Here is a 19,301-nt window from a genome sequence, read left to right on the forward strand (position 1 = left end):
GCAGACCTAGTTTGCCCTCTAATTTTAATTTACCGTTATAATATAAGGGAGTAAGCGGGTTTATGATGATCCTTCGCCCAATCCAACAAAGTGACTACCCTGCATTAGTGAAAATAGCCCACGAATCGGGTCATGGCTTTACTTCTTTACCTAATAATGAAAAGTTATTGCAAAAGAAAATAGATCATTCGGTTAGCTCATTTGCAAAAGCTGCTACCGAGCCGGGCGACGAAGGTTATTTATTTGTACTAGAGGACACCGAAACAGGTGAAGTAGTTGGCACCTCAGGTATAGAAGCCGCTGTTGGCTTAGATGATGCATTTTATCACTATCATTTAAGTAAAGTGATTCATTCTTCACGCACTCTAAACGTATATAAAGCAGTTGATATTTTAACGCTTTGTAACGATTACACCGGCGCTACAGAGCTATGTACATTATTTTTGAAAGACGCATACCGCAAAAACAGTAACGGTAAATTACTTTCAAAATCGCGTTTTATGTTTATTAAGCAGCATCAGCAGCGTTTTGCACAAACCGTCATTGCAGAAATGCGTGGTGTGTCTGACGACAATGGCAGCAGCCCATTTTGGCAATGGCTAGAAGAGCACTTTTTTTCAATGGACTTTCCAACTGCCGACTATTTAACAGGCATAGGCCAAAAAGTATTTATTGCTGAATTAATGCCTAAGTACCCAATTTACGTTAATTTGCTCAGCAAAAATGCGCAAGCTGTTATTGGTAAAGTACACGACAACACACGCCCAGCAATTGAGCTATTAAAAAGTGAAGGTTTTACCTTTAATGGGTATGTTGATATTTTTGATGCCGGCCCCACAGTTGAAGCAAAAGTAGATAACATTGCCACCATTCGCAATGCTAAACACTTTAAAGTTGAAATAGGTGAACCAAGTGGCGACACCATGGTGTTATTAGCCAACGAAAAGCTTACAGATTTTAGAGCAACTGTAGTGCCTATGACGTTCGATGAGCGCATGAGCAGCATAGTAATAACGCAACAAGTAGCCGATGCACTGTATTTACAAGCGGGCGATAGCGTAAGCGCAACCACGATTTAATTTAGGAGAAAGTATAATGACTCATCCTGCACAATTTATTAATGGTCAATGGTCACAAGGCCAAGGAACCGAATTTAGTTCAGTAAACCCAGCCAATAACAATGTTATTTTCCAAGCAAACTCAGCAACTGCAGAGCAAGTAGACGCTGCAGTTAGCGCAGCGCGCGAAGCGTTTTATGCTTGGGCTGATAAAACATTTGCTGAACGTTTAGAAATAGTTAAAGCATTCGCAGCGCAATTAAAAGAAAACAGCGAAGAGCTAGCCATTACTATTGCACAAGAAACAGGTAAGCCACTGTGGGAAACTCGCACAGAAGCGGGTGCTATGGTTGGTAAAATTGCCATTTCTGAAAAAGCGTTTTTAGAGCGCACTGGCGACGTAGAAAATGCAATGCCACTAGGGCGCGCAATGATCCGCCACAAGCCACACGGTGTTGTAGCTGTATTTGGTCCGTATAACTTTCCGGGGCATTTACCTAATGGCCACATAGTGCCAGCGCTTTTAGCGGGTAACACGGTTATATTTAAACCGTCAGAACTTACGCCTAAAGTTGCCGAGCTTACGCTTAAGCTGTGGGAAAAAGCAGGTTTACCAGCGGGTGTAATTAACCTTGTACAAGGTGAAGTAGCAACGGGTAAAGCCCTTGCTGCTCACAAAGGTATTGATGGCTTGTTCTTTACGGGTTCTTCGCGCACAGGTCATATTTTACATGAACAGTTTGCGGGTCAACCTGGTAAAATTTTAGCGCTAGAAATGGGCGGTAATAACCCACTTATTATTACTGACGTTGAAGATACTAAAGCGGTTGTTCACGATATTATTCAATCAGCGTTTATTTCAAGTGGCCAGCGTTGTACCTGTGCACGTAAACTATTTTTACCAACGGGTAGCAAAGGTGATGTAATCCTGGAGCGTTTAATTACCGCAACTAAAGCGATTAAAGTAGGTAATTATGACGATGCAGATCAGCCATTTATGGGCTCAATGATCTCATCAGCCGCCGCTGCCGGTATGGTTAAAGCGCAAAACGAACTTGTTGAGCTTGGTGCTCAAGTATTGGTAGAGCTTGAGCATACAGTTAATACTGGCTTTGTAACACCAGGTATTATTGAGTGTACAAATATTAGCGACTTCCCAGATGAAGAGCATTTTGGACCACTTCTAAAAGTATTCCGCTTTGACGACTTTGACCAAGCAATTGATAAAGCCAACGACACAAGCTTTGGTTTATCAGCAGGTTTACTTAGCGACAGTGCAGCCGACTACGAGCACTTTTTACGCCGTATTCGCGCTGGTATTGTTAACTGGAACCGCCCAATTACTGGCGCATCAAGTGCTGCACCGTTTGGTGGTATTGGCGCATCGGGTAATCACAGAGCCAGCGCGTATTACGCTGCCGATTACTGTGCATACCCAGTAGCATCAGTAGAGCTTGAAAAAGTTGCTATGCCAGCTACATTAAGCCCAGGCTTAAAAATAGACTAAAATTACTACTAAATAATTATAAAAGCAGCTTCGGCTGCTTTTTTTGTATTAGCTATGTCGCTAAGCTAGTAATTATTAGTGCTTTCTGCTTAAATTACTGAATTAATTATTTTTAAGGTATACGTGTAATGGTTTTAAATAGGCAAGGGTACGACGACTTAATTATGTACCTAACTCAAAACTTAGCTTTATTTGAAAAGCCGGGTGAAATAAAACCAGGTGCACCTACGGTTATGGAATTAATCGAAGACGTGATTGCACAAAACGTAATGCTCATATGTCAGCAGCACACAGAGCTCACTACAGAGCAGCGTAGCCAAATTGTGCGTGAAGTTGATGGCATAGTTTACGATTTACAAGAAGTCCTCAGTAGCATCACCTCGCGGCCTGTTACGGTAGAGCAACACATGTTTATTGATGAGTTTGGTGGTTTGGTTAAAAACCTATTTGATAACGCCGTTTCTTAGCCCGCAACCCTTCTATATTTTCCGGTAGCACGCTTTAAATGCGCTGACGGTTTTACCACCCTTGCATAAATTTAAGTGCCTTGATCAAGCTAATTTATATTATTGCTGGGCGCTCACTTATTAAAGCTGATTGGTATACAATCAAGAAAATAATTTTTGAGGTATAACAATGCAAGCAAATGTAAAATGGGTTGAAGGTAATACCTTTATTGGTCGCTCTAATTCAAATCATAATGTTGTATTTGACGGTGGTAGCGACAGTGCTGCACCAAGCCCTATGGAAATGGTATTAATGTCAATCGGTTGTTGTTCATCGGTTGATGTAGTGAGCATTTTAAAAAAAGCCAAACAAGATTTTAGCAACGTAGAAGTACAGTTAACGGCAGAGCGCGCCGAAACTGCCCCACGAGTATTTACCAAAGTTAATTTACACTTTGTAGCAACGGGCAATAATGTGTCTGAAAAGCACCTTGCACGCGCTGTTTCACTCTCTGCTGAAAAGTATTGCTCGGTCGCATTAATGCTTGATAAAACAGTAAAAATTACGCATAGCCACGAAGTTGTGCAAGATCAAGTAAAATAACGCTTTTTCCATGAGTAAAATTCGTATAAAATCCGCGAACTTTTATTCTGCTAGAGCAGATTTCACTAATTTATAGGTTGGTTTATTATGAACAAACCCTTCGATAAACTTAAACTTCATGGTTTTAATAATTTAACTAAAAGTTTAAGCTTTAGTATTTACGACATTTGCTATGCAAAGACCGAGCAACAACGTAAAGAATATATTGAATATATCGATGAGCAGTACAGTGCAGATAGACTAACCGACATTTTAGGTGAAGTTGTTGATATTATAGGTGCTAACATTTTAAATGTAGCGCGCCAAGACTACGAACCGCAAGGTGCAAGCGTAACTATTTTGGTTTCAGAAGAGCCGGTAGAAGAGCAGCAAAATTACGATGCTGACGAAGCTCCAGGCCCATTACCAGATTCAGTGGTTGCCCATTTAGATAAAAGCCATATTTGTGTACACACGTACCCAGAAGCTCACCCTGATGACGGTATTTGTACTTTTCGCGCCGATATTGAAGTGTCAACGTGTGGCATAATATCGCCACTTAAAGCGTTAAACTTCCTTATTCATAGTCTAGAGTCAGACGTAGTAACAATTGACTACCGCGTACGTGGTTTTACCCGCGACATAAACGGCGTTAAGCACTACATCGATCATGCAATTAGCTCAATTCAAAACTTCATGACAGAAGATACCAAAGAAGCGTACCAAATGATGGACGTAAACGTGTATCAAGAAAACCTGTTTCACACTAAAATGATGTTAAAAGAGACTGATTTAAATACCTATTTGTTCGGCCTTTCTACGGATGATTTGTCAGATGAAGAAGAGGAAGAAATTCGCTCTAAACTGACCCGTGAAATGCAAGAAATATTCTATGGCCGTAACTTGCCAGACCTAGATTAAATAGCAAAATATAGTCAATAAAAATGGCGCTCAATGAGCGCCATTTTTTTGTGTTAAAAAGCTTATAGCCAGTATATTTAGTATTATTTAAGCATGCTGTAAAGCAAAGCCATTACCGCCATTGAGCCAACCGCTAATATAAATAAGGTGCTTAAACGATTACGATGCTTGTGTAATGCCGGTACTTTATAAACAGCAATCATGGGCATAATAAATAAAATCATCGCAATAATAGGGCCAGATAACTGATCCATCATATCGAGTATGCTCGGGTTTTTAACCGCGCAAAACCAAATAGCAAAAAACATTAGTACAGCACCTACCTTATCGGCAACTTTAGCGCTTATGTTCGACTGCTTAGTTACTAAGCCAGTAAAGCTTTCGCGTGCACCCAAAAAGTGCCCTAAAAATGACGACATAATCGCAATAAACGCCACCAATGGGCCAAGCGTAGCAATAAACGAATTGTCAGTAATATTGGCAAGGTACGATAAAACCGACACATTTGCCGCTTTCGCCGCCGCCATTTGCTCGCCAGTTAAGGACAACACACACGAAAACACAAACAGCAATACAAAGGTAATTAACAGTAAACTGGTGCGCTTTAATATCGCCTCAGACTTAGCAACCGCTTTATTACCATAATGACCGCGTTGTACGTTTACAAAGCTCGAAATAGCCGCTGCGTGGCTAAACGAAAATACAATAATAGGAATCGACAACCACAGTGTTTTACCAAAGCTGCCTACTTCTGGCAGCGCCATATTCGGCATTTGCCAACTAGGGATTAAATACAAGGATAAAAAAAACAATATGCCCACAAGCGGATAAACTAAAATAGCAAAAGCACGAAGCATCAGCTTTTCGCCGCCCATCATTAAGCCAATCATACCTGCAACCAATACACCAGAAAGCAACACCCGCGATGGCGACTCCATGCCAAGCTGGTTCACCATAAAGCTGTCTACGGTATTGGTTAAACCGACACCGTAAATAAGTAAAATCGGAAAAATAGATAAAAAGTACAGCAAAGAGATTAGCCGACCCGCGGTCACCCCAAAATGTTCCTCTACTACATCGGTAAAGTCAGCATCTTTATTTTTTGACGACAGCACAAACCGCGCTAAACCGCGGTGCGCTAAAAAGGTCATTGGAAAGGCTAAGCACGCCATAATAATTAACGGCCAAAAACCGCCAATACCAATATTAATAGGTAAAAATAAAATACCGGCACCAACGGCGGTACCAAATAGGCTTAACGTCCACTGTGTGTCGTGTAAAGTCCAAGAAGACTGTTTTGCTGTAGATGCATTAAAATGCGTAGCATCTTGAGATGGGGGCATAAGCTCACCAGGTTTTTTTAGAATAATAATGACGGCAAAGCATATAGTTTTTACTTAATGATTTCATTCGATAAACTAGCTTAATATTCGCTTATTTGTAGCGTACCAGTTACGCCTGTAATTAATTTGCAACAGCGTTATAAAAGTGAGCAGAGAATGGCAGTGGCTTTAGCTCAACGTTAAAAATAATAAGCAGGAAAGGTGCACTTAAAAAGGGGGTTAATAGCTTTTCCCCATAAAGTTTAAAGTTTACACACTGCAATCTAGAGTATAATTATTGTAAACCCTACTTTCCACCTAGGTTGTAAAGTGATTAAAAACAGGAGTTTTTGTGATATTTGAAACCTTGTCAGTTAAGCATTTAGCTATGTTATTGCAATTTGAATCAGAAAATAAAGCTTGGTTTGAATCAATGCTGCCGCCGAGAGAGGATTACTTTTATCGCGATTTAGGCATTAAAATGCATATTTATGATGCCATTATAAACATGCAATTAGGTACGCATTATTCGGGTGTGCTTATTGTTAATGAGCAAATTGTTGCGCGCGCAAATTTAAAAGATATAACAGGGCAAACAAACACTGCCGCAGTGGGTTATCGAGTTGCTAAAAATAGCATAGGTAAAGGCTACGCCAGTTTTTGCCTTAACGAATTAATTAGCATAGCCGCTCAGCATTATGCAGTTAACAAGTTAGAAGCCTTAGTGCTAGATAATAACCCCGCCTCAAAAGCCGTACTATTAAAGTGTGGTTTTAAAGCCCAATCACATAAAGACAACTACATGACAATAAACGGACTCACATTAGGCGTTACACACTTTTTACGCGCACCGATTTAAGTGTTTTTTGAGGTGAAATTGGAAGATTAAAATATTGTGGTTAACAGCGGTTATTCGTTGGGTTTCGCTTCACTCAACCCAACCTACGGTGTTTAAATTGACATAGAGCTGCTAGTAGCTAAAAGCCCGCAGCTCTAGGCGCTTTATTCTTCAATAGCTGAAACAATAAAATACGGATTTAAATACTCATCTTTGGTGTTATAAATTAGCGGGCTGCCATCAATTTTAGTTACTTTAGCGCCGGCGATTGCGGCGATTGCATGGCCGGCGCCAGTATCCCATTCACAGGTTGGGCCTAAGCGGGGGTAAATATCAGCACTGCCTTCGGCCACTAAGCACAGCTTTAGTGAGCTGCCTTTTGAAACCATTTCTACCTCGTCAAAGCGTTTTACAAATTCGGCTAAATCGGGTGAGGGGTGTGAGCGGCTGCCAACTACGCGTATTAACCCTGTGTTTGGTTTGGTAGTTACTTTTAGCTCTATGCGCTCATCGCCTTTGTCTTTAAATGCGCCTATGGCTTCGCTTGCTAAGTAGGATACGCCAAGGGCTGGGGCGTCTACTACGGCTAAAACCGGAATGCCATTTTCGATAAGTGCGATATTTACGGTGAATTCACCATTTTTTTTAATAAACTCTTTGGTGCCATCGATAGGATCTACTAGCCAGTAACTTTTCCATGCTTTGCGAACTTCCCAGCTTATATCGGCGTTTTCTTCACTTAATATAGGAATGTCGGGAGTGAGCTGCTGTAGCCCTGCAACAATAATTTTATGAGCTGCTAAGTCGGCGTCGGTTACAGGGCTTTCATCGGCTTTGTATTCAACGTTAAAGTCCTTTTGATAAATTCCCATTATGGCGCTACCCGCTTTGCGGGCAAGGATCAGGGTTTCTTCTAGCAGTTCGGTTTGGTTCATTGGGGTTAACCTATATTATGTGCTGTTGTTTTAGATACGTTATCAGCTGAACAACCGATTGGTCTAGGGTGTTTTTACTGGTATCTAAAATTATTTCTGGATTGATGGGTATTTCGTAACTGGAATCAATGCCGGTAAAGTGTTTAATTTCGCCAGCGCGGGCTTTTTTGTATAAGCCTTTAGGATCACGGCTTTCGCATACATCGAGTGGGGTGTCGATAAATACTTCAATAAACTCCTTGTCATCTACTAAGCTGCGTACCATGTCGCGCTCTGCTCTAAAAGGCGATATAAACGCAGTAAGCACTAACAAGCCAGCGTCAACCATAAGTTTTGCCGTTTCACCTACGCGGCGAATATTTTCAACTCGGTCTGCGTCGCTAAAGCCTAGGTCTTTACATAAACCGTGGCGTACGTTGTCGCCATCGAGCAGGTAAGTATGAATACCTTGTTGATTAAGTGCGGCTTCTAGCGCGTTTGCTACAGTGCTTTTACCTGAGCCCGAAAATCCGGTAAACCATATAATAGCGCTCTGATGCTTTTTTTGCTCACTACGTTGTGCTTTAGTGGTTGCGTAGTTATGCCAAACAATATTTTCATCCATAGTGAGTTATCTCTTTATGCTGTGCGTGCCGGTATTAAAACGGAAATACTAGCGGGATCAAGGTTAATACTGTTATTGAATAAATAATAGAAAGGGGCAAGCCCATCACTACATAATCTTTTAAACGATAGTTACCCGCGCTGTAAACCATAAGGTTAGTTTGATAACCAAACGGCGATATAAAACTTGCTGATGCGCCAAACGCAACCGCCATAATAAATGGCAGTGGGTCTACGTTAAAGCCAACGGCAAGTGAATAGGCAACCGGAAACGACAATGCTGCAGCGGCGTTATTGGTTATCAGCTCGGTAAATAATACTGTCATTAAAAATATTGCGATAAAGGCGCTGTATGGGCCAAAGTCGCCAAGTACTACAAACATAGCCGCCGATATTTGCCCAGCAAGTCCGGTGCCTATCATTAGTTTTGCTAAGCCTATGGCGCTGCCTACTACGGCGAGTAACTCAATAGGAAAGCGACGTTTTACTTCGCTAAGCTTAATAGTACCGCAAAGCATAAAGCCAATCAGTAATACTAATAAGCCTTTAACTAGCGGCACTAAGCCAATAATACTTAAGCCCAGTACAGCGGCAAAGCTTAGCAGCACAATGTTTGACTGTTTAGGCGCTAGGTGAGTTTGTAAATCAAACCCCGATATATACACAAATTCACGCTTTAAATTAGGCAAGCTGTAAAAGTTTTTACCCGGGGCGAGTATTAGTGAGTCGCCTGCTTGTAAACGCACTTGCCCTAAACCACCTTGCAGGCGATCGTGGCCGCGGCGAATAGCAATAACGGCCGCATGAAACTGCTCTCTAAAGCGGGCTTCTTTTACGGTTTTACCAATAAATTTTGAAGACTGACTTACGACAACCTCTACTAAGTGTTCTATGTCTTTTTGATGATTGTCGTGCACTACTTTTAAACCATCGAAACGCGTAAGTAGGGGGACTGATTTTATATCGCCCACAAAAAGTAATATGTCGTTTTGTTTAATTATTTGCTGTGGCGTGACCGCACAAATACGTTGGTTATCGCGAATTATTTCGCCTAAAAATAAGTCTTTAAGTTCACGCAGGCCATTTTCTTCTACGGTGCGACCAATTAGCTTTGAACCGGCTTGTACTTTACCTTCAAGATAAAAAGGCACGACTTCTTGGTCGCTTTTACCGTTGTCGGGTAAGTATTTTAACATGACTAAAATAGTGATTAAGCCCACGCTTAATGCGCCCAAACCTACTAAGGTAAAGTCAAAAAAGCCCAGTGGCGCCATGCCCGCATCTACGGCAAAACCATTTACTATTAAGTTGGTTGATGTGCCAATAAGGGTAATAGTGCCGCCTAAAATAGCGGTGTACGATAGCGGTAATAATAACTTTGATGGCGAGTGATTGGGGTTGTCTTTTATCGCGGTAATTAAGGAGGCAACCACGGCAGTGTTATTGGTAAACGACGATAAAAACGCGGTCGAAAGCCCCAATTTAGTCACTGATTTAACTAAACTACCGCTCGATAGTGATTGCGCTAATTTTTGAATAAGGGTGGTTTTTTCAATCGCAATTGACACTAATATTAATAACACCAAAGTAATTAGCGACGGGTTAGTATAATTAACTAACATGCTTTCTAAATCTATTAGCCCTGCTAAGTAGCTGCTGCCAATGGCTCCCACAAATAGCCATGCAGGATTAAGCCGAGTGCCAAAAAGGCACCCGACTAAAGTAAGCATAATGCCTGTTAAAATGAGCTGATCTACCATGCTTTATATCCTATAACAGGCTAAAAAAGTATTATAACTTTGATATATCAAGCGCTTGCCAATGCGGAAAGTGCTTGCGTACTAAAGTGTTAAACTCAACTTCAAAAGCACTAAAGTTACTTTGCTGCGCTTGGCTTTGCAGTACTTGCTCTATCATACCGGCTGCAATAGTTAAGTTAGATAAGCGATCGATAAGTATAAACGAGCCGGTTTCGTGATTACTGTGATACTCATCAGCCAAAATAGTTTCGCTAAGTTCTAGCGTTACAATAGCGATTTCGTTTAACTGTAGAGTGTCGCTGCTACCATGCTCTAAGGTATTTACATCGATAGTGTGATCAATCTTAGTAACTTGAGCAGAGGTGTTTTTGCTACCAAGTTTAAAGTTATAGCTTTTACCTAGTTGCAGCGGCGTTTCGTGCATCCATACTAATTTAGCTTGTAGCTGGTTGGTAACTATTGCCGTAGAGCTTGCTGGTACAATGACATCGCCTCGGCTAATATCAATTTCGCTATTTAGCGTAACGGTAATTGCTTGGCCAGCTTGTGCACTGTCTAGGTTGCCATCAAAGGTAACAATTTCTTTAATGCTAGAAGTTTTGCCCGATGGTAATACTTTTATTGCATCGCCCACTTGTAACTTGCCTGAGGCTAGCGTGCCCTGAAAACCACGAAAGTTTAAGTTAGGGCGCGCCACATATTGCACCGGTAAACGTGCTTCAAAGTCAGTGTCGATTTGCGCTGCTGGCGAGTCTTCTAATAACTCTAGCAATGGTTTATCGGTGTAGTAAGGCGTATGTACAGAACGAGTAACTACGTTATCGCCTTTAAGCGCCGACATAGGTACAAATTTAATGTTACTTACATTAAGTTGCTCGGCAAATTTTAAGTAATCAGCTTTAATTTTTTCATAAACAGTTTCGTCAAAATCAACGATATCCATTTTATTAATAGCCACAACAAATTGCTTAATACCAAGCGAGTCACAAATAAAGCTGTGACGTTTAGTTTGTACTTGCACGCCGTAACGTGCATCCACCAAAATAATGGCCACATCGCTGGTTGATGCACCCGTTACCATGTTGCGCGTGTACTGCTCGTGCCCTGGGGTATCGGCAATAATAAACTTGCGCTTAGCGGTCGAGAAGTAACGGTACGCTACGTCAATGGTAATACCTTGCTCACGCTCAGCTTGTAGGCCATCAACAAGTAATGCTAAATCAAGGTCATCACCTGCGTTACCTACTTTTTCGTTATCTTTATGTAGTGCTGCTAACTGATCTTCATAAATTTGGTGGCTGTCGTGCAGTAGGCGGCCAATGAGTGTTGATTTACCGTCATCTACACTGCCACAGGTAAGCATGCGTAATAAGCTTTTGTCTTGCTGACGTGCTAGGTAAGCGTCTATACCGATTGCTTTTACTTCGTTAAATGTGTCGTTATTTTGATTAGCCATTAGAAATACCCTTCACGTTTTTTCTTTTCCATTGAGCCTGCCGAGTCATGGTCAATAACTCGACCTTCACGTTCAGATGACGTAGATAGCAGCATTTCTTCAATAATTTCGGTTAATGAGCTGGCCGTTGATTCCACTGCACCGGTAAGTGGGTAGCAGCCTAAAGTACGAAAACGTACCGACTTCATCATTGGCACTTCACCCTCCAAAAGTGGCATACGCTCATCGTCAACCATAATTAAGGTGCCGTCGCGATCAACCACTGGGCGCTCTTTTGCTAGATACAAAGGCACCATGTCGATGTTTTCTTGATAAATATATTGCCAAATATCCAACTCGGTCCAGTTAGACAGTGGGAATACACGAATACTTTCACCTGGATTTACTTGGCTGTTGTACGTATTCCAAAGCTCTGGGCGTTGGTTTTTAGGATCCCAGCGGTGGTGCTTATCGCGAAATGAATAAACACGTTCTTTAGCGCGTGACTTTTCTTCGTCGCGGCGTGCGCCACCAAAGGCAGCATCAAAGCCATATTTGTCGAGTGCTTGCTTTAAACCTTGAGTTTTCATTATATCGGTATGTTTACCAGAGCCATGCTCGAATGGGCTTATACCAATTTCCATGCCTTCTGGGTTTTTATGCACTAGTAGCTCAAAGCCGTATTCTTTGGCAATACGGTCACGAAATTCAATCATTTCGCTAAACTTCCAATTAGTGTCTACGTGTAATAACGGAAACGGAATTTTTGCAGGGTAAAATGCTTTACGCGCTAAGTGCAAAAGTACCGACGAATCTTTACCAATTGAGTAAAGCATTACTGGGTTCTCAAACTCAGCGGCGACTTCGCGCATGATTTTGATACTTTCAGCTTCAAGCTGCTGAAGGTGAGTTAAAGCCATTGTTAGTCGTCCTACTAAAATAATTAAAAGTTAAAATCTAATAAATGTATAAAGCTTATGCCACATCGGTAAGTGGTTGCGCAAAACTGCTAGTTTGCGCTTTGGCACCAAACCAATGTAACTCTTGGTGCAAGGATGCTACTTCGCCAATAATAAGCAGCGCAGGAGAAACCACACTGTTACGCGTAATTAAATCGGCAAGCTCGCCCAGCTTTCCAGTAATTACGCGTTGATTTTTACGGGTGCCGTTTTCAATAATGGCAACGGGTGTATTGGCGTTGCGGCCATGTTTTAAAAGCTCAGCTTGTATATGTGGCGACTTTATCACGCCCATATAAATAGCTAAGGTTTGATTTGGTTTAGCCAGCGATTGCCAATCGAGTTCTTGGCCGTCTTTTTTACAATGCCCGGTTACAAACTGAATCGCTTGTGCGTGGTCACGATGGGTAAGCGGAATACCCGCATAGGCACTGCATCCTGCAGCGGCAGTTATACCAGGTACAATTTGATAATTTACCTTGTTAGCCGCAAGTACTTGTACTTCTTCGCCACCACGACCATAAATAAACGGATCGCCACCTTTAATACGGCATACTTTTTTACCTTGCTTGGCTAAATCGACCAACATTTGGTTAGTGTCTTGCTGCGCTACGCTGTGATCGCCTAAACGCTTGCCTACACAAATAAGGTCGGCATCGCGGCGCACTAACTCCATGATCTCGTCAGACACTAAATAGTCATAAACCACTACATCGGCTTGTTGCATAAGTTGCAGTGCCTTAAGTGTCAGCAATTCAGGATCGCCAGGGCCTGCACCTACTACATAAACCTCGCCTTCGGGCTCGGCTTTAGCATTTAGCATGTGTTCTAACTGTTGCTCTGCGGCTTGGGTGTCGCCGGTTTGTACTTTACTAACAACAGATGAGTCGAATACGCCTTCCCAAAACTGGCGACGATCGGCAAAGTGCTTAAAGCGTTGTTTTACTTTGCTTCTAAAGCCACCCACAAGCGTTGCCAGCGGACCAATATGTTGCGGTATTAGGGTTTCTAGTTTTTCGCGTAAACGGCGTGCTAATACCGGGGCAGTGCCTGCGCTTGATATAGCAATTGTGATTGGGTTGCGATCGACAATCGATGGAAATATAAAGGTGCACTTAGGCTGATCGTCAACTACATTAACAAAAATGTTATGAGCATTAGCCAGTTCAAACACTTGGCTATTTACATGTTCCAAATCAGTAGCAGCAATTACCAGCATCATATTTTTTAAATGTTGCTCGTTAAAGTACTCATGTATAAGCGTTACTTTATTTTCGCTAGCAAGTTCAATGAGCTGTTGGCAAAATTTGGGAGCGACTAAAGTAATACTGGCACGCGCTTTTAAAAGCGCGCTGCATTTGCGCAACGCAACATCTCCACCGCCAACAACCAATACAGGTTTGTTGTCGAGTTTGGTAAAGATAGGTAAATACTGCACGTTAATCACACCCCTAAAATAAATGGCTCGTTTAGCCTGATAGCCACAATATAGCGCCACATACTAAGTAAAAAATAATTAAAACCCACTCGTTATAACTAAAAGTTATAACGAGTGGGTTTTTAAGGCCGAAATCTTAATTAGTAAGGCTTTGCGGTCGGTTGCATGTAAAACTAAGGGCTTAGAGTGTTTGGTTATGAGCTATAGCAAGTTTAGGTTACTATAATTACAGGTATTAAATCACGGTATAAATATGATGAGGTTACTATGATTAAACAACAAAAAGAGGCTGCTTTGGCTGTCGCCTTAATGGATTTAACCAGCTTAAATAGCAACGATGATAGTGCCGCTATTAATACGTTAGTGAACAGCATTAACCCTAAATTAGGCACGCCCGCTGCAGTATGTGTTTACAGTGATTTTGTAGCAGAAGCAAAAATAGCCTTAGCTACCAGAGAGCTAAGCCATATAAAAGTAGCCACAGTAACTAACTTTCCAACGGGTGACGCACCTTTAAATACCGTAATAAACGAAACACTAATTGCCATAGAGCGCGGTGCAGATGAAATTGATTTAGTTATTCCATATAAAGCGCTAATAGCGGGTGATAAAAGCCGTGTGCTTGAGTATGTTACCGAGAGCAAAAAAGTCTGTGGGTCGCGCGCTCTACTTAAAGTGATTATAGAAAGCGGCGAGTTACAAACACCCGATTTAATCGCATCAGCCACATTATTAGCTATTAAAGGCGGTGCCGACTTTGTAAAAACCAGTACCGGTAAGGTCGCCGTTAATGCCACGCTTGATGCGACAAAAACTATACTCAATACCATTAAAGAATCGGGCAAGCTAGTTGGCTTTAAAGCGGCGGGAGGGGTTAAAACAGTTGCAGATGCGAGCGATTACTTAACCCTTGCAAGCACTATTATGGGTAATGACTACTTACAAGCAAATACCTTTAGATTTGGCGCATCAAGTTTATTAACTAATGTGTACGCGGTATTAAATGAAGCGTGATAGCGAACAAGAAAAACAACAGTTAGAGCACGAGGCAGCGAGGTTGTTTTTACGTTGTTATGAGCAGCAATATGGCATTCATATGCGCCATATTTGGCATAATGAGCCCAATAAGCCCGACGTTAGCTGCTACAAAGGCGATCAGCAACTTGATATTGAAGTTGCGCATTTATATGCCAGTGAAACCGAAGCAATGGCAGTGCTTGGCCGGCCACTGTCAATTCCAATGCAACGGGCATTGGCCGATATGGCGCAAGCCCCAAGTGAGCAAAGGTTACGCCTAGCGTTAGAGAGATTACTGGAGCAAAAAGCCACTAAATCTTATCATTCAGCGCGAACTTGGTTATTAATTCGCAATGCCAGCACTATTTGGCATAAAGCCGACTTTGATGCTCAGCTTAAAATGATTAGTGTGCCGCAAACGCATGCATTTGAGCAAATTTGGTTGTTATGCGATTTTTATCGTGGCGAGTTGGTACGTTTATTTTGATTTTTTTACGGTAACTCATTGCAGGAATGACTTTTTATTGCATAAATAAATATTAATTTAGCGGGTTAAGTGGTTAAATAATGCGGTGTGTAAATTAACGGTGAAGATTTTATCAGATGACAATCTTTACTCTTGTGTTAATGAACTGCGTAAGTATAATAGGCATCCACTTTGCAGGGGCGTAGTTCCAATTGGTAGAACAGCGGTCTCCAAAACCGACGGTTGGGAGTTCGAATCTCTCCGCCCCTGCCAATATTACTCGCGATGCGGGTAAGTCTGGGGTTAAAAATCGGTTTAAATAAGTCTGTTTTTAAGTTTGGATTTTAATGGATTAACCCTACCATAGCGTAGGGTTGTTGTGTCTGTAGTTAAGGTAATAATATTATGAGCACGAATGTAGAAACGCCATCAAGTGCGATGGAGTCAGTAAAGTGGTTAGTAGCAATAGTGCTACTTGCAGGCGCAGTTGTTGGTAATCACATGTTTGCAGATCAGTCTGTATTACTACGTGCGATTGGCGTTGTAGTTGCAATAGCAGCTGGTTTAGCAATTGCCTCGCAAACAGCTAAAGGACGTACTTTCCTTACTTTTGCTAAAGAAGCAAGAATTGAAGTGCGCAAAGTAATTTGGCCAACGCGTCAAGAAACTACCCACACGACATTAATTGTAATGGTTGCAACAGTGATAATGGCACTTATCCTTTGGGGATTAGATGGCATTTTATTCCGCGCTGTAGGCTTTTTAACTGGATTGGAGATCTGATCCCATGTCGGATGAGAACGAGAACAAAGAAATTAAGTTACGTTGGTATGTAGTACAGGCCTTTTCTGGTTACGAAAAGCGTGTAGCTCAAACGTTAATTGAACATATTAAAATCGAAGGTCTAGAATCGAGCTTTGGTGAGATACTAGTACCAACTGAAGAAGTTGTTGAGATGCGCGCTGGCCAAAAGCGTAAATCTGAGCGTAAATTCTTCCCAGGTTATGTATTAGTACAAATGGATATGAATGACGCAAGCTGGCACTTAGTGAACAGCACAGAACGCGTTATGGGCTTTATTGGCGGTACGTCTGATCGTCCTGCTCCTATCAGCCCTAAAGAAGCTGAGCGCATTCTTAATCGCCTACAAGAAAATGCTGAAGCACCTAAACCTGCTACCTTATTTGAACCAGGTGAAGTTGTTCGTGTTACTGACGGTCCATTTGCTGACTTTAGCGGTGTTGTTGAAGAAGTTGACTACGAAAAGAGCCGCGTTAAAGTGTCGGTACTTATTTTTGGTCGTTCTACACCGGTTGAACTTGAATTTGGTCAAGTTGAACAAGATAAGTAATTGATTAAAAAAGTGATGCTGATTTTTCTATAAAATTTGGCACGAAGCTTGAAAAAGGCCGCTGATTAACTTATAATCAGCGGCCTTTTTGTATTTGGGTAAATTAATTTACGCTACAAAAAGTACGAAACAATTTTTTAAATTGGGGAGCCGTTAGAGTACGCGTCCTCGCGCGCACAAGGCTGAGACCCACTTAATGAGGTATTTATAATGGCTAAAAAAGTTGAAGCTCTAATCAAGCTACAAGTTGCCGCTGGTATGGCTAATCCTAGTCCACCAGTAGGTCCTGCACTAGGTCAACACGGTGTGAACATCATGGAATTCTGTAAAGCGTTTAACGCACGTACAGAGTCTATCGAAAAAGGCGCTCCAGTTCCTGTAGTGATCTCTGTTTACGGTGACCGTTCTTTTACGTTCGACATGAAAACTCCACCTGCAGCATACTTGCTACTTAAAGCAGCTGGCGTTAAATCAGGCTCAGGCCGTCCTAACACTGAAAAAGTAGGCACAGTAACTCGTGCTCAACTTGAAGAGATTGTTGAGACTAAACGAGCTGACCTTACAGCTTCTGATTTAGAAGCTGCGGTTCGCACTATCGCAGGATCTGCTCGTGCGATGGGCTTGAGCGTAGAGGACTAAGAATATGGCTAAATTAACTAAACGTATGCGTACTATCCGCGAAAAAGTGGAAGTAACTAAAGATTACGAAATCAACGAAGCGATCGCGCTTTTAAAAGAGTTAGCGACAGCTAAATTCGTAGAAAGTGTTGACGTTGCTGTTAACCTTGGTATCGATGCTCGTAAATCTGATCAAAACGTTCGTGGTGCAACTGTACTACCTAACGGTACTGGTCGTGACGTTCGCGTTGCAGTATTCACACAAGGCGCTAACGCAGAAGCTGCGAAAGAAGCCGGTGCTGAATTAGTAGGTATGGAAGATCTTGCTGAGCTAGTTAAAAAAGGCGAGATGAACTTTGACGTTGTTGTTGCATCACCAGACGCTATGCGTGTTGTTGGTCAACTAGGTCAAATCTTAGGCCCACGTGGTCTAATGCCAAACCCTAAGACTGGTACAGTAACACCTAACGTTGCTGAAGCAGTTAAAAATGCAAAAGCGGGTCAAGTACGTTACCGTAATGACAAAAATGGTATCATCCATACTACTATTGGTAAGGTTGATTTCACTGCTGAGCAATTACAACAAAACCTTGAGTCACTAATTGTTGCGCTTAAGAAGGCTAAACCTTCTCAAGCTAAAGGTGTTTACGTGAAGAAAGTAAGCATCTCTACAACAATGGGCGCAGGCGTTGCTGTTGACCAAAACACGTTAAGCACTACTGTAGCTTAATCGGTGTTTACATGGCGTGAAATTTGTACTATAATTTCGCGCCATTTTGTTGATTAATTAGTTTTTCAGCAAAGTAAAGAATTCGGGTTGAAGTCCATAATTTCGTTGCACCTTAGGGTAAAGCGATAAATTGGACTTCCGTCCAAGACCGTAGGTGGCTTCGGCCTTAATACTCACCTACGTAGACGGTGTAGACCCCAGATAGATTTTTCCTAATCCTTCTGGCTCTCGCCGTAAAAAGCATCTCTATCTTGTTTGATAGGGAAGAGTAGAACAGGGGACACCGAGTGTCGGTAACCCCATTAAACCAGGAGTAACACCCATGGCTTTAAATCTTCAAGGCAAACAAGCAATAGTTGCTGAAGTCAACGAAGCAGCCAATGGTGCTCTATCTGCAGTTGTTGCAGATTCTCGTGGTGTAACAGTTGGCGCAATCACTGCCCTTCGTAAAGAAGCTCGTGCAAATGGTGTTTGGATGAAAGTTGTCCGTAACACTTTAGCAAAACGTGCTCTTGAAGGAACACAGTTTGAGTGCCTTTCTGATTCATTTGTTGGTCCAAGCTTAATCGCTTTCTCATCAGAGCACCCAGGTGCTGCTGCGCGTATCTTTTCTGCTTTTGCAAAAAAGAACGAGAAATTTGAGCTTAAAACGGCCGCTTTTGAAGGAAATGTTGTTGATGCAGCAATGCTTGCTACATTACCTACATACGACGAAGCTGTTGCACGCTTAATGAGCGCTATGAAAGAAGCGTCTGCTGGTAAATTGTGTAAAACAATTGAAGCAGTACGTGTACAGAAAGAAGAGCAAGCTGCTTAATTTTAAGTTGTTTAATCCCTTTCGGTGTAAAATTTATTTGGACTTAAAGTCCGTTAATTATTAGGAAATTTGAAATGTCTGTATCTAAAGACCAAATCCTTGACGCAATTGCTGAAATGTCAGTAATGGACGTTGTTGCTCTTATCGAAGCAATGGAAGAAAAATTCGGCGTAACTGCTGCTGCTGGTATGGTAGCTGGTCCAGCTGCTGAAGCAGTTGAAGAAAAGACTGAATTTGATGTAATCCTTACTGGCGCTGGCGCTAACAAGGTTTCTGCAATCAAAGCAGTTCGTAGCGCAACTGGCCTAGGCCTTAAAGAAGCGAAAGCTCTTGTTGAAGCTGCACCAACACCTGTTAAAGAAGGTATCTCTAAGGAAGAAGCTGAAGCTCTTGCTAAAGACCTTACTGAAGCTGGTGCTGAAGTTGAGGTTAAGTAATTTAGCTTTTGCTAAGTTCGCTGCCTGAGAAATCAGGCAAGGGCTGGTGATTATTTAATC

Annotated in this window: 21 protein-coding genes and 1 tRNA gene; 15 read left to right on the top strand and 7 right to left on the bottom strand. The window is 41.9% G+C overall.

Features of this window, described 5'->3' with window-relative positions; translation table 11 throughout:
- The first annotated feature begins 62 nt into the window (after positions 1-62).
- The 5 genes from astA to speD all read left to right on the top strand — a co-directional run bounded on the left by astA (position 63) and on the right by speD (position 4,515).
- Positions 63-1,079 carry an arginine N-succinyltransferase gene (gene astA / locus AAEY55_RS06455; protein ID WP_086993843.1) on the top strand — a complete coding sequence of 339 codons (1,017 nt, stop codon included), beginning with the start codon at positions 63-65 and terminating at the stop codon, positions 1,077-1,079.
- A gap of 16 nt (positions 1,080-1,095) precedes the next feature.
- Positions 1,096-2,565: a succinylglutamate-semialdehyde dehydrogenase gene (gene astD / locus AAEY55_RS06460; RefSeq protein WP_011326914.1), complete on the top strand. Its 1,470-nt coding sequence runs from the start codon at positions 1,096-1,098 to the stop codon at positions 2,563-2,565.
- A 128-nt stretch (positions 2,566-2,693) separates the two neighbouring features.
- Positions 2,694-3,032, top strand: a complete 339-nt coding sequence (locus tag AAEY55_RS06465) for a DUF3802 family protein (RefSeq protein ID WP_011326915.1) — start codon at positions 2,694-2,696, stop codon at positions 3,030-3,032.
- 169 nt (positions 3,033-3,201) lie between these two features.
- Positions 3,202-3,615 (top strand): OsmC family protein, encoded by a 414-nt coding sequence (locus AAEY55_RS06470; RefSeq protein WP_011326916.1) that lies wholly within the window; start codon positions 3,202-3,204, stop codon positions 3,613-3,615.
- A gap of 87 nt (positions 3,616-3,702) precedes the next feature.
- Positions 3,703-4,515 carry an adenosylmethionine decarboxylase gene (gene speD, locus AAEY55_RS06475; RefSeq protein WP_011326917.1) on the top strand — a complete coding sequence of 271 codons (813 nt, stop codon included), beginning with the start codon at positions 3,703-3,705 and terminating at the stop codon, positions 4,513-4,515.
- A gap of 83 nt (positions 4,516-4,598) precedes the next feature.
- Here speD and AAEY55_RS06480 read toward each other — a convergent pair whose 3' ends face one another.
- Entirely contained in the window at positions 4,599-5,858 is a 1,260-nt protein-coding gene (locus tag AAEY55_RS06480; protein ID WP_011326918.1) for an aromatic amino acid transport family protein, read from the bottom strand.
- A gap of 331 nt (positions 5,859-6,189) precedes the next feature.
- Between AAEY55_RS06480 and AAEY55_RS06485 the strand changes: the two genes are divergently transcribed.
- Positions 6,190-6,696, top strand: coding sequence for a GNAT family protein (locus AAEY55_RS06485; RefSeq protein WP_341255590.1), 507 nt, complete (start codon positions 6,190-6,192; stop codon positions 6,694-6,696).
- A gap of 143 nt (positions 6,697-6,839) precedes the next feature.
- On the opposite strand, the gene cysQ is transcribed toward AAEY55_RS06485, so the two are convergent.
- From cysQ to cysG, 6 genes are read right to left on the bottom strand one after another with little or no spacing between them, the layout of a single operon-like run.
- Positions 6,840-7,610, bottom strand: a complete 771-nt coding sequence (gene cysQ, locus AAEY55_RS06490; protein ID WP_182684111.1) for a 3'(2'),5'-bisphosphate nucleotidase CysQ — start codon at positions 7,608-7,610, stop codon at positions 6,840-6,842.
- Between the two features lie 10 nt (positions 7,611-7,620).
- Positions 7,621-8,214 carry an adenylyl-sulfate kinase gene (gene cysC / locus AAEY55_RS06495; RefSeq protein WP_011326927.1) on the bottom strand — a complete coding sequence of 198 codons (594 nt, stop codon included), beginning with the start codon at positions 8,212-8,214 and terminating at the stop codon, positions 7,621-7,623.
- A gap of 34 nt (positions 8,215-8,248) precedes the next feature.
- Positions 8,249-9,973 (bottom strand): SLC13 family permease, encoded by a 1,725-nt coding sequence (locus tag AAEY55_RS06500; protein ID WP_011326928.1) that lies wholly within the window; start codon positions 9,971-9,973, stop codon positions 8,249-8,251.
- 31 nt (positions 9,974-10,004) lie between these two features.
- The gene (gene cysN / locus AAEY55_RS06505) at positions 10,005-11,429 is read right to left on the bottom strand and encodes a sulfate adenylyltransferase subunit CysN (RefSeq protein ID WP_011326929.1); all 1,425 of its coding nucleotides are present in this window, start codon (positions 11,427-11,429) and stop codon (positions 10,005-10,007) included.
- A complete protein-coding gene (cysD, locus tag AAEY55_RS06510) occupies positions 11,429-12,328 on the bottom strand; it encodes a sulfate adenylyltransferase subunit CysD (RefSeq protein ID WP_011326930.1) in 900 nt (299 codons plus the stop codon). Before cysD ends, cysN begins: the two co-directional genes overlap by 1 nt.
- Before the next feature lie 55 nt (positions 12,329-12,383).
- Positions 12,384-13,805 (bottom strand): siroheme synthase CysG, encoded by a 1,422-nt coding sequence (cysG, locus tag AAEY55_RS06515; protein ID WP_182677334.1) that lies wholly within the window; start codon positions 13,803-13,805, stop codon positions 12,384-12,386.
- A gap of 267 nt (positions 13,806-14,072) precedes the next feature.
- On the opposite strand from cysG, the gene deoC reads away from it, so the two are divergent.
- From deoC to rplL, 9 genes are all read left to right on the top strand, one after another.
- Complete coding sequence (gene deoC, locus AAEY55_RS06520; protein ID WP_011326932.1) at positions 14,073-14,819, top strand: deoxyribose-phosphate aldolase; 747 nt, start codon at positions 14,073-14,075, stop codon at positions 14,817-14,819.
- Positions 14,809-15,309: a hypothetical protein gene (locus tag AAEY55_RS06525; protein WP_089367604.1), complete on the top strand. Its 501-nt coding sequence runs from the start codon at positions 14,809-14,811 to the stop codon at positions 15,307-15,309. Before deoC ends, AAEY55_RS06525 begins: the two co-directional genes overlap by 11 nt.
- Before the next feature lie 175 nt (positions 15,310-15,484).
- Positions 15,485-15,561 (top strand) — tRNA-Trp (locus AAEY55_RS06530).
- A 132-nt stretch (positions 15,562-15,693) separates the two neighbouring features.
- A complete protein-coding gene (secE, locus tag AAEY55_RS06535; RefSeq protein ID WP_086995177.1) occupies positions 15,694-16,071 on the top strand; it encodes a preprotein translocase subunit SecE in 378 nt (125 codons plus the stop codon).
- 4 nt (positions 16,072-16,075) lie between these two features.
- Positions 16,076-16,639: a transcription termination/antitermination protein NusG gene (gene nusG / locus AAEY55_RS06540; RefSeq protein ID WP_002958878.1), complete on the top strand. Its 564-nt coding sequence runs from the start codon at positions 16,076-16,078 to the stop codon at positions 16,637-16,639.
- 210 nt (positions 16,640-16,849) lie between these two features.
- Complete coding sequence (gene rplK / locus AAEY55_RS06545; protein WP_058372361.1) at positions 16,850-17,278, top strand: 50S ribosomal protein L11; 429 nt, start codon at positions 16,850-16,852, stop codon at positions 17,276-17,278.
- Positions 17,279-17,282: 4 nt separating this feature from the next.
- The gene (gene rplA / locus AAEY55_RS06550; protein WP_011326937.1) at positions 17,283-17,987 is read left to right on the top strand and encodes a 50S ribosomal protein L1; all 705 of its coding nucleotides are present in this window, start codon (positions 17,283-17,285) and stop codon (positions 17,985-17,987) included.
- Between the two features lie 322 nt (positions 17,988-18,309).
- On the top strand, positions 18,310-18,804 hold the full coding sequence (rplJ, locus tag AAEY55_RS06555; protein ID WP_011326938.1) for a 50S ribosomal protein L10: 495 nt from the start codon (positions 18,310-18,312) through the stop codon (positions 18,802-18,804).
- Between the two features lie 74 nt (positions 18,805-18,878).
- Positions 18,879-19,241 (top strand): 50S ribosomal protein L7/L12, encoded by a 363-nt coding sequence (rplL, locus tag AAEY55_RS06560; protein WP_011326939.1) that lies wholly within the window; start codon positions 18,879-18,881, stop codon positions 19,239-19,241.
- Positions 19,242-19,301 lie beyond the last annotated feature (60 nt).

This window comes from Pseudoalteromonas sp. 120-MNA-CIBAN-0494, assembly GCF_040308885.1.
In the GTDB taxonomy this organism is placed as follows: Bacteria; Pseudomonadota; Gammaproteobacteria; order Enterobacterales; family Alteromonadaceae; genus Pseudoalteromonas; species Pseudoalteromonas nigrifaciens.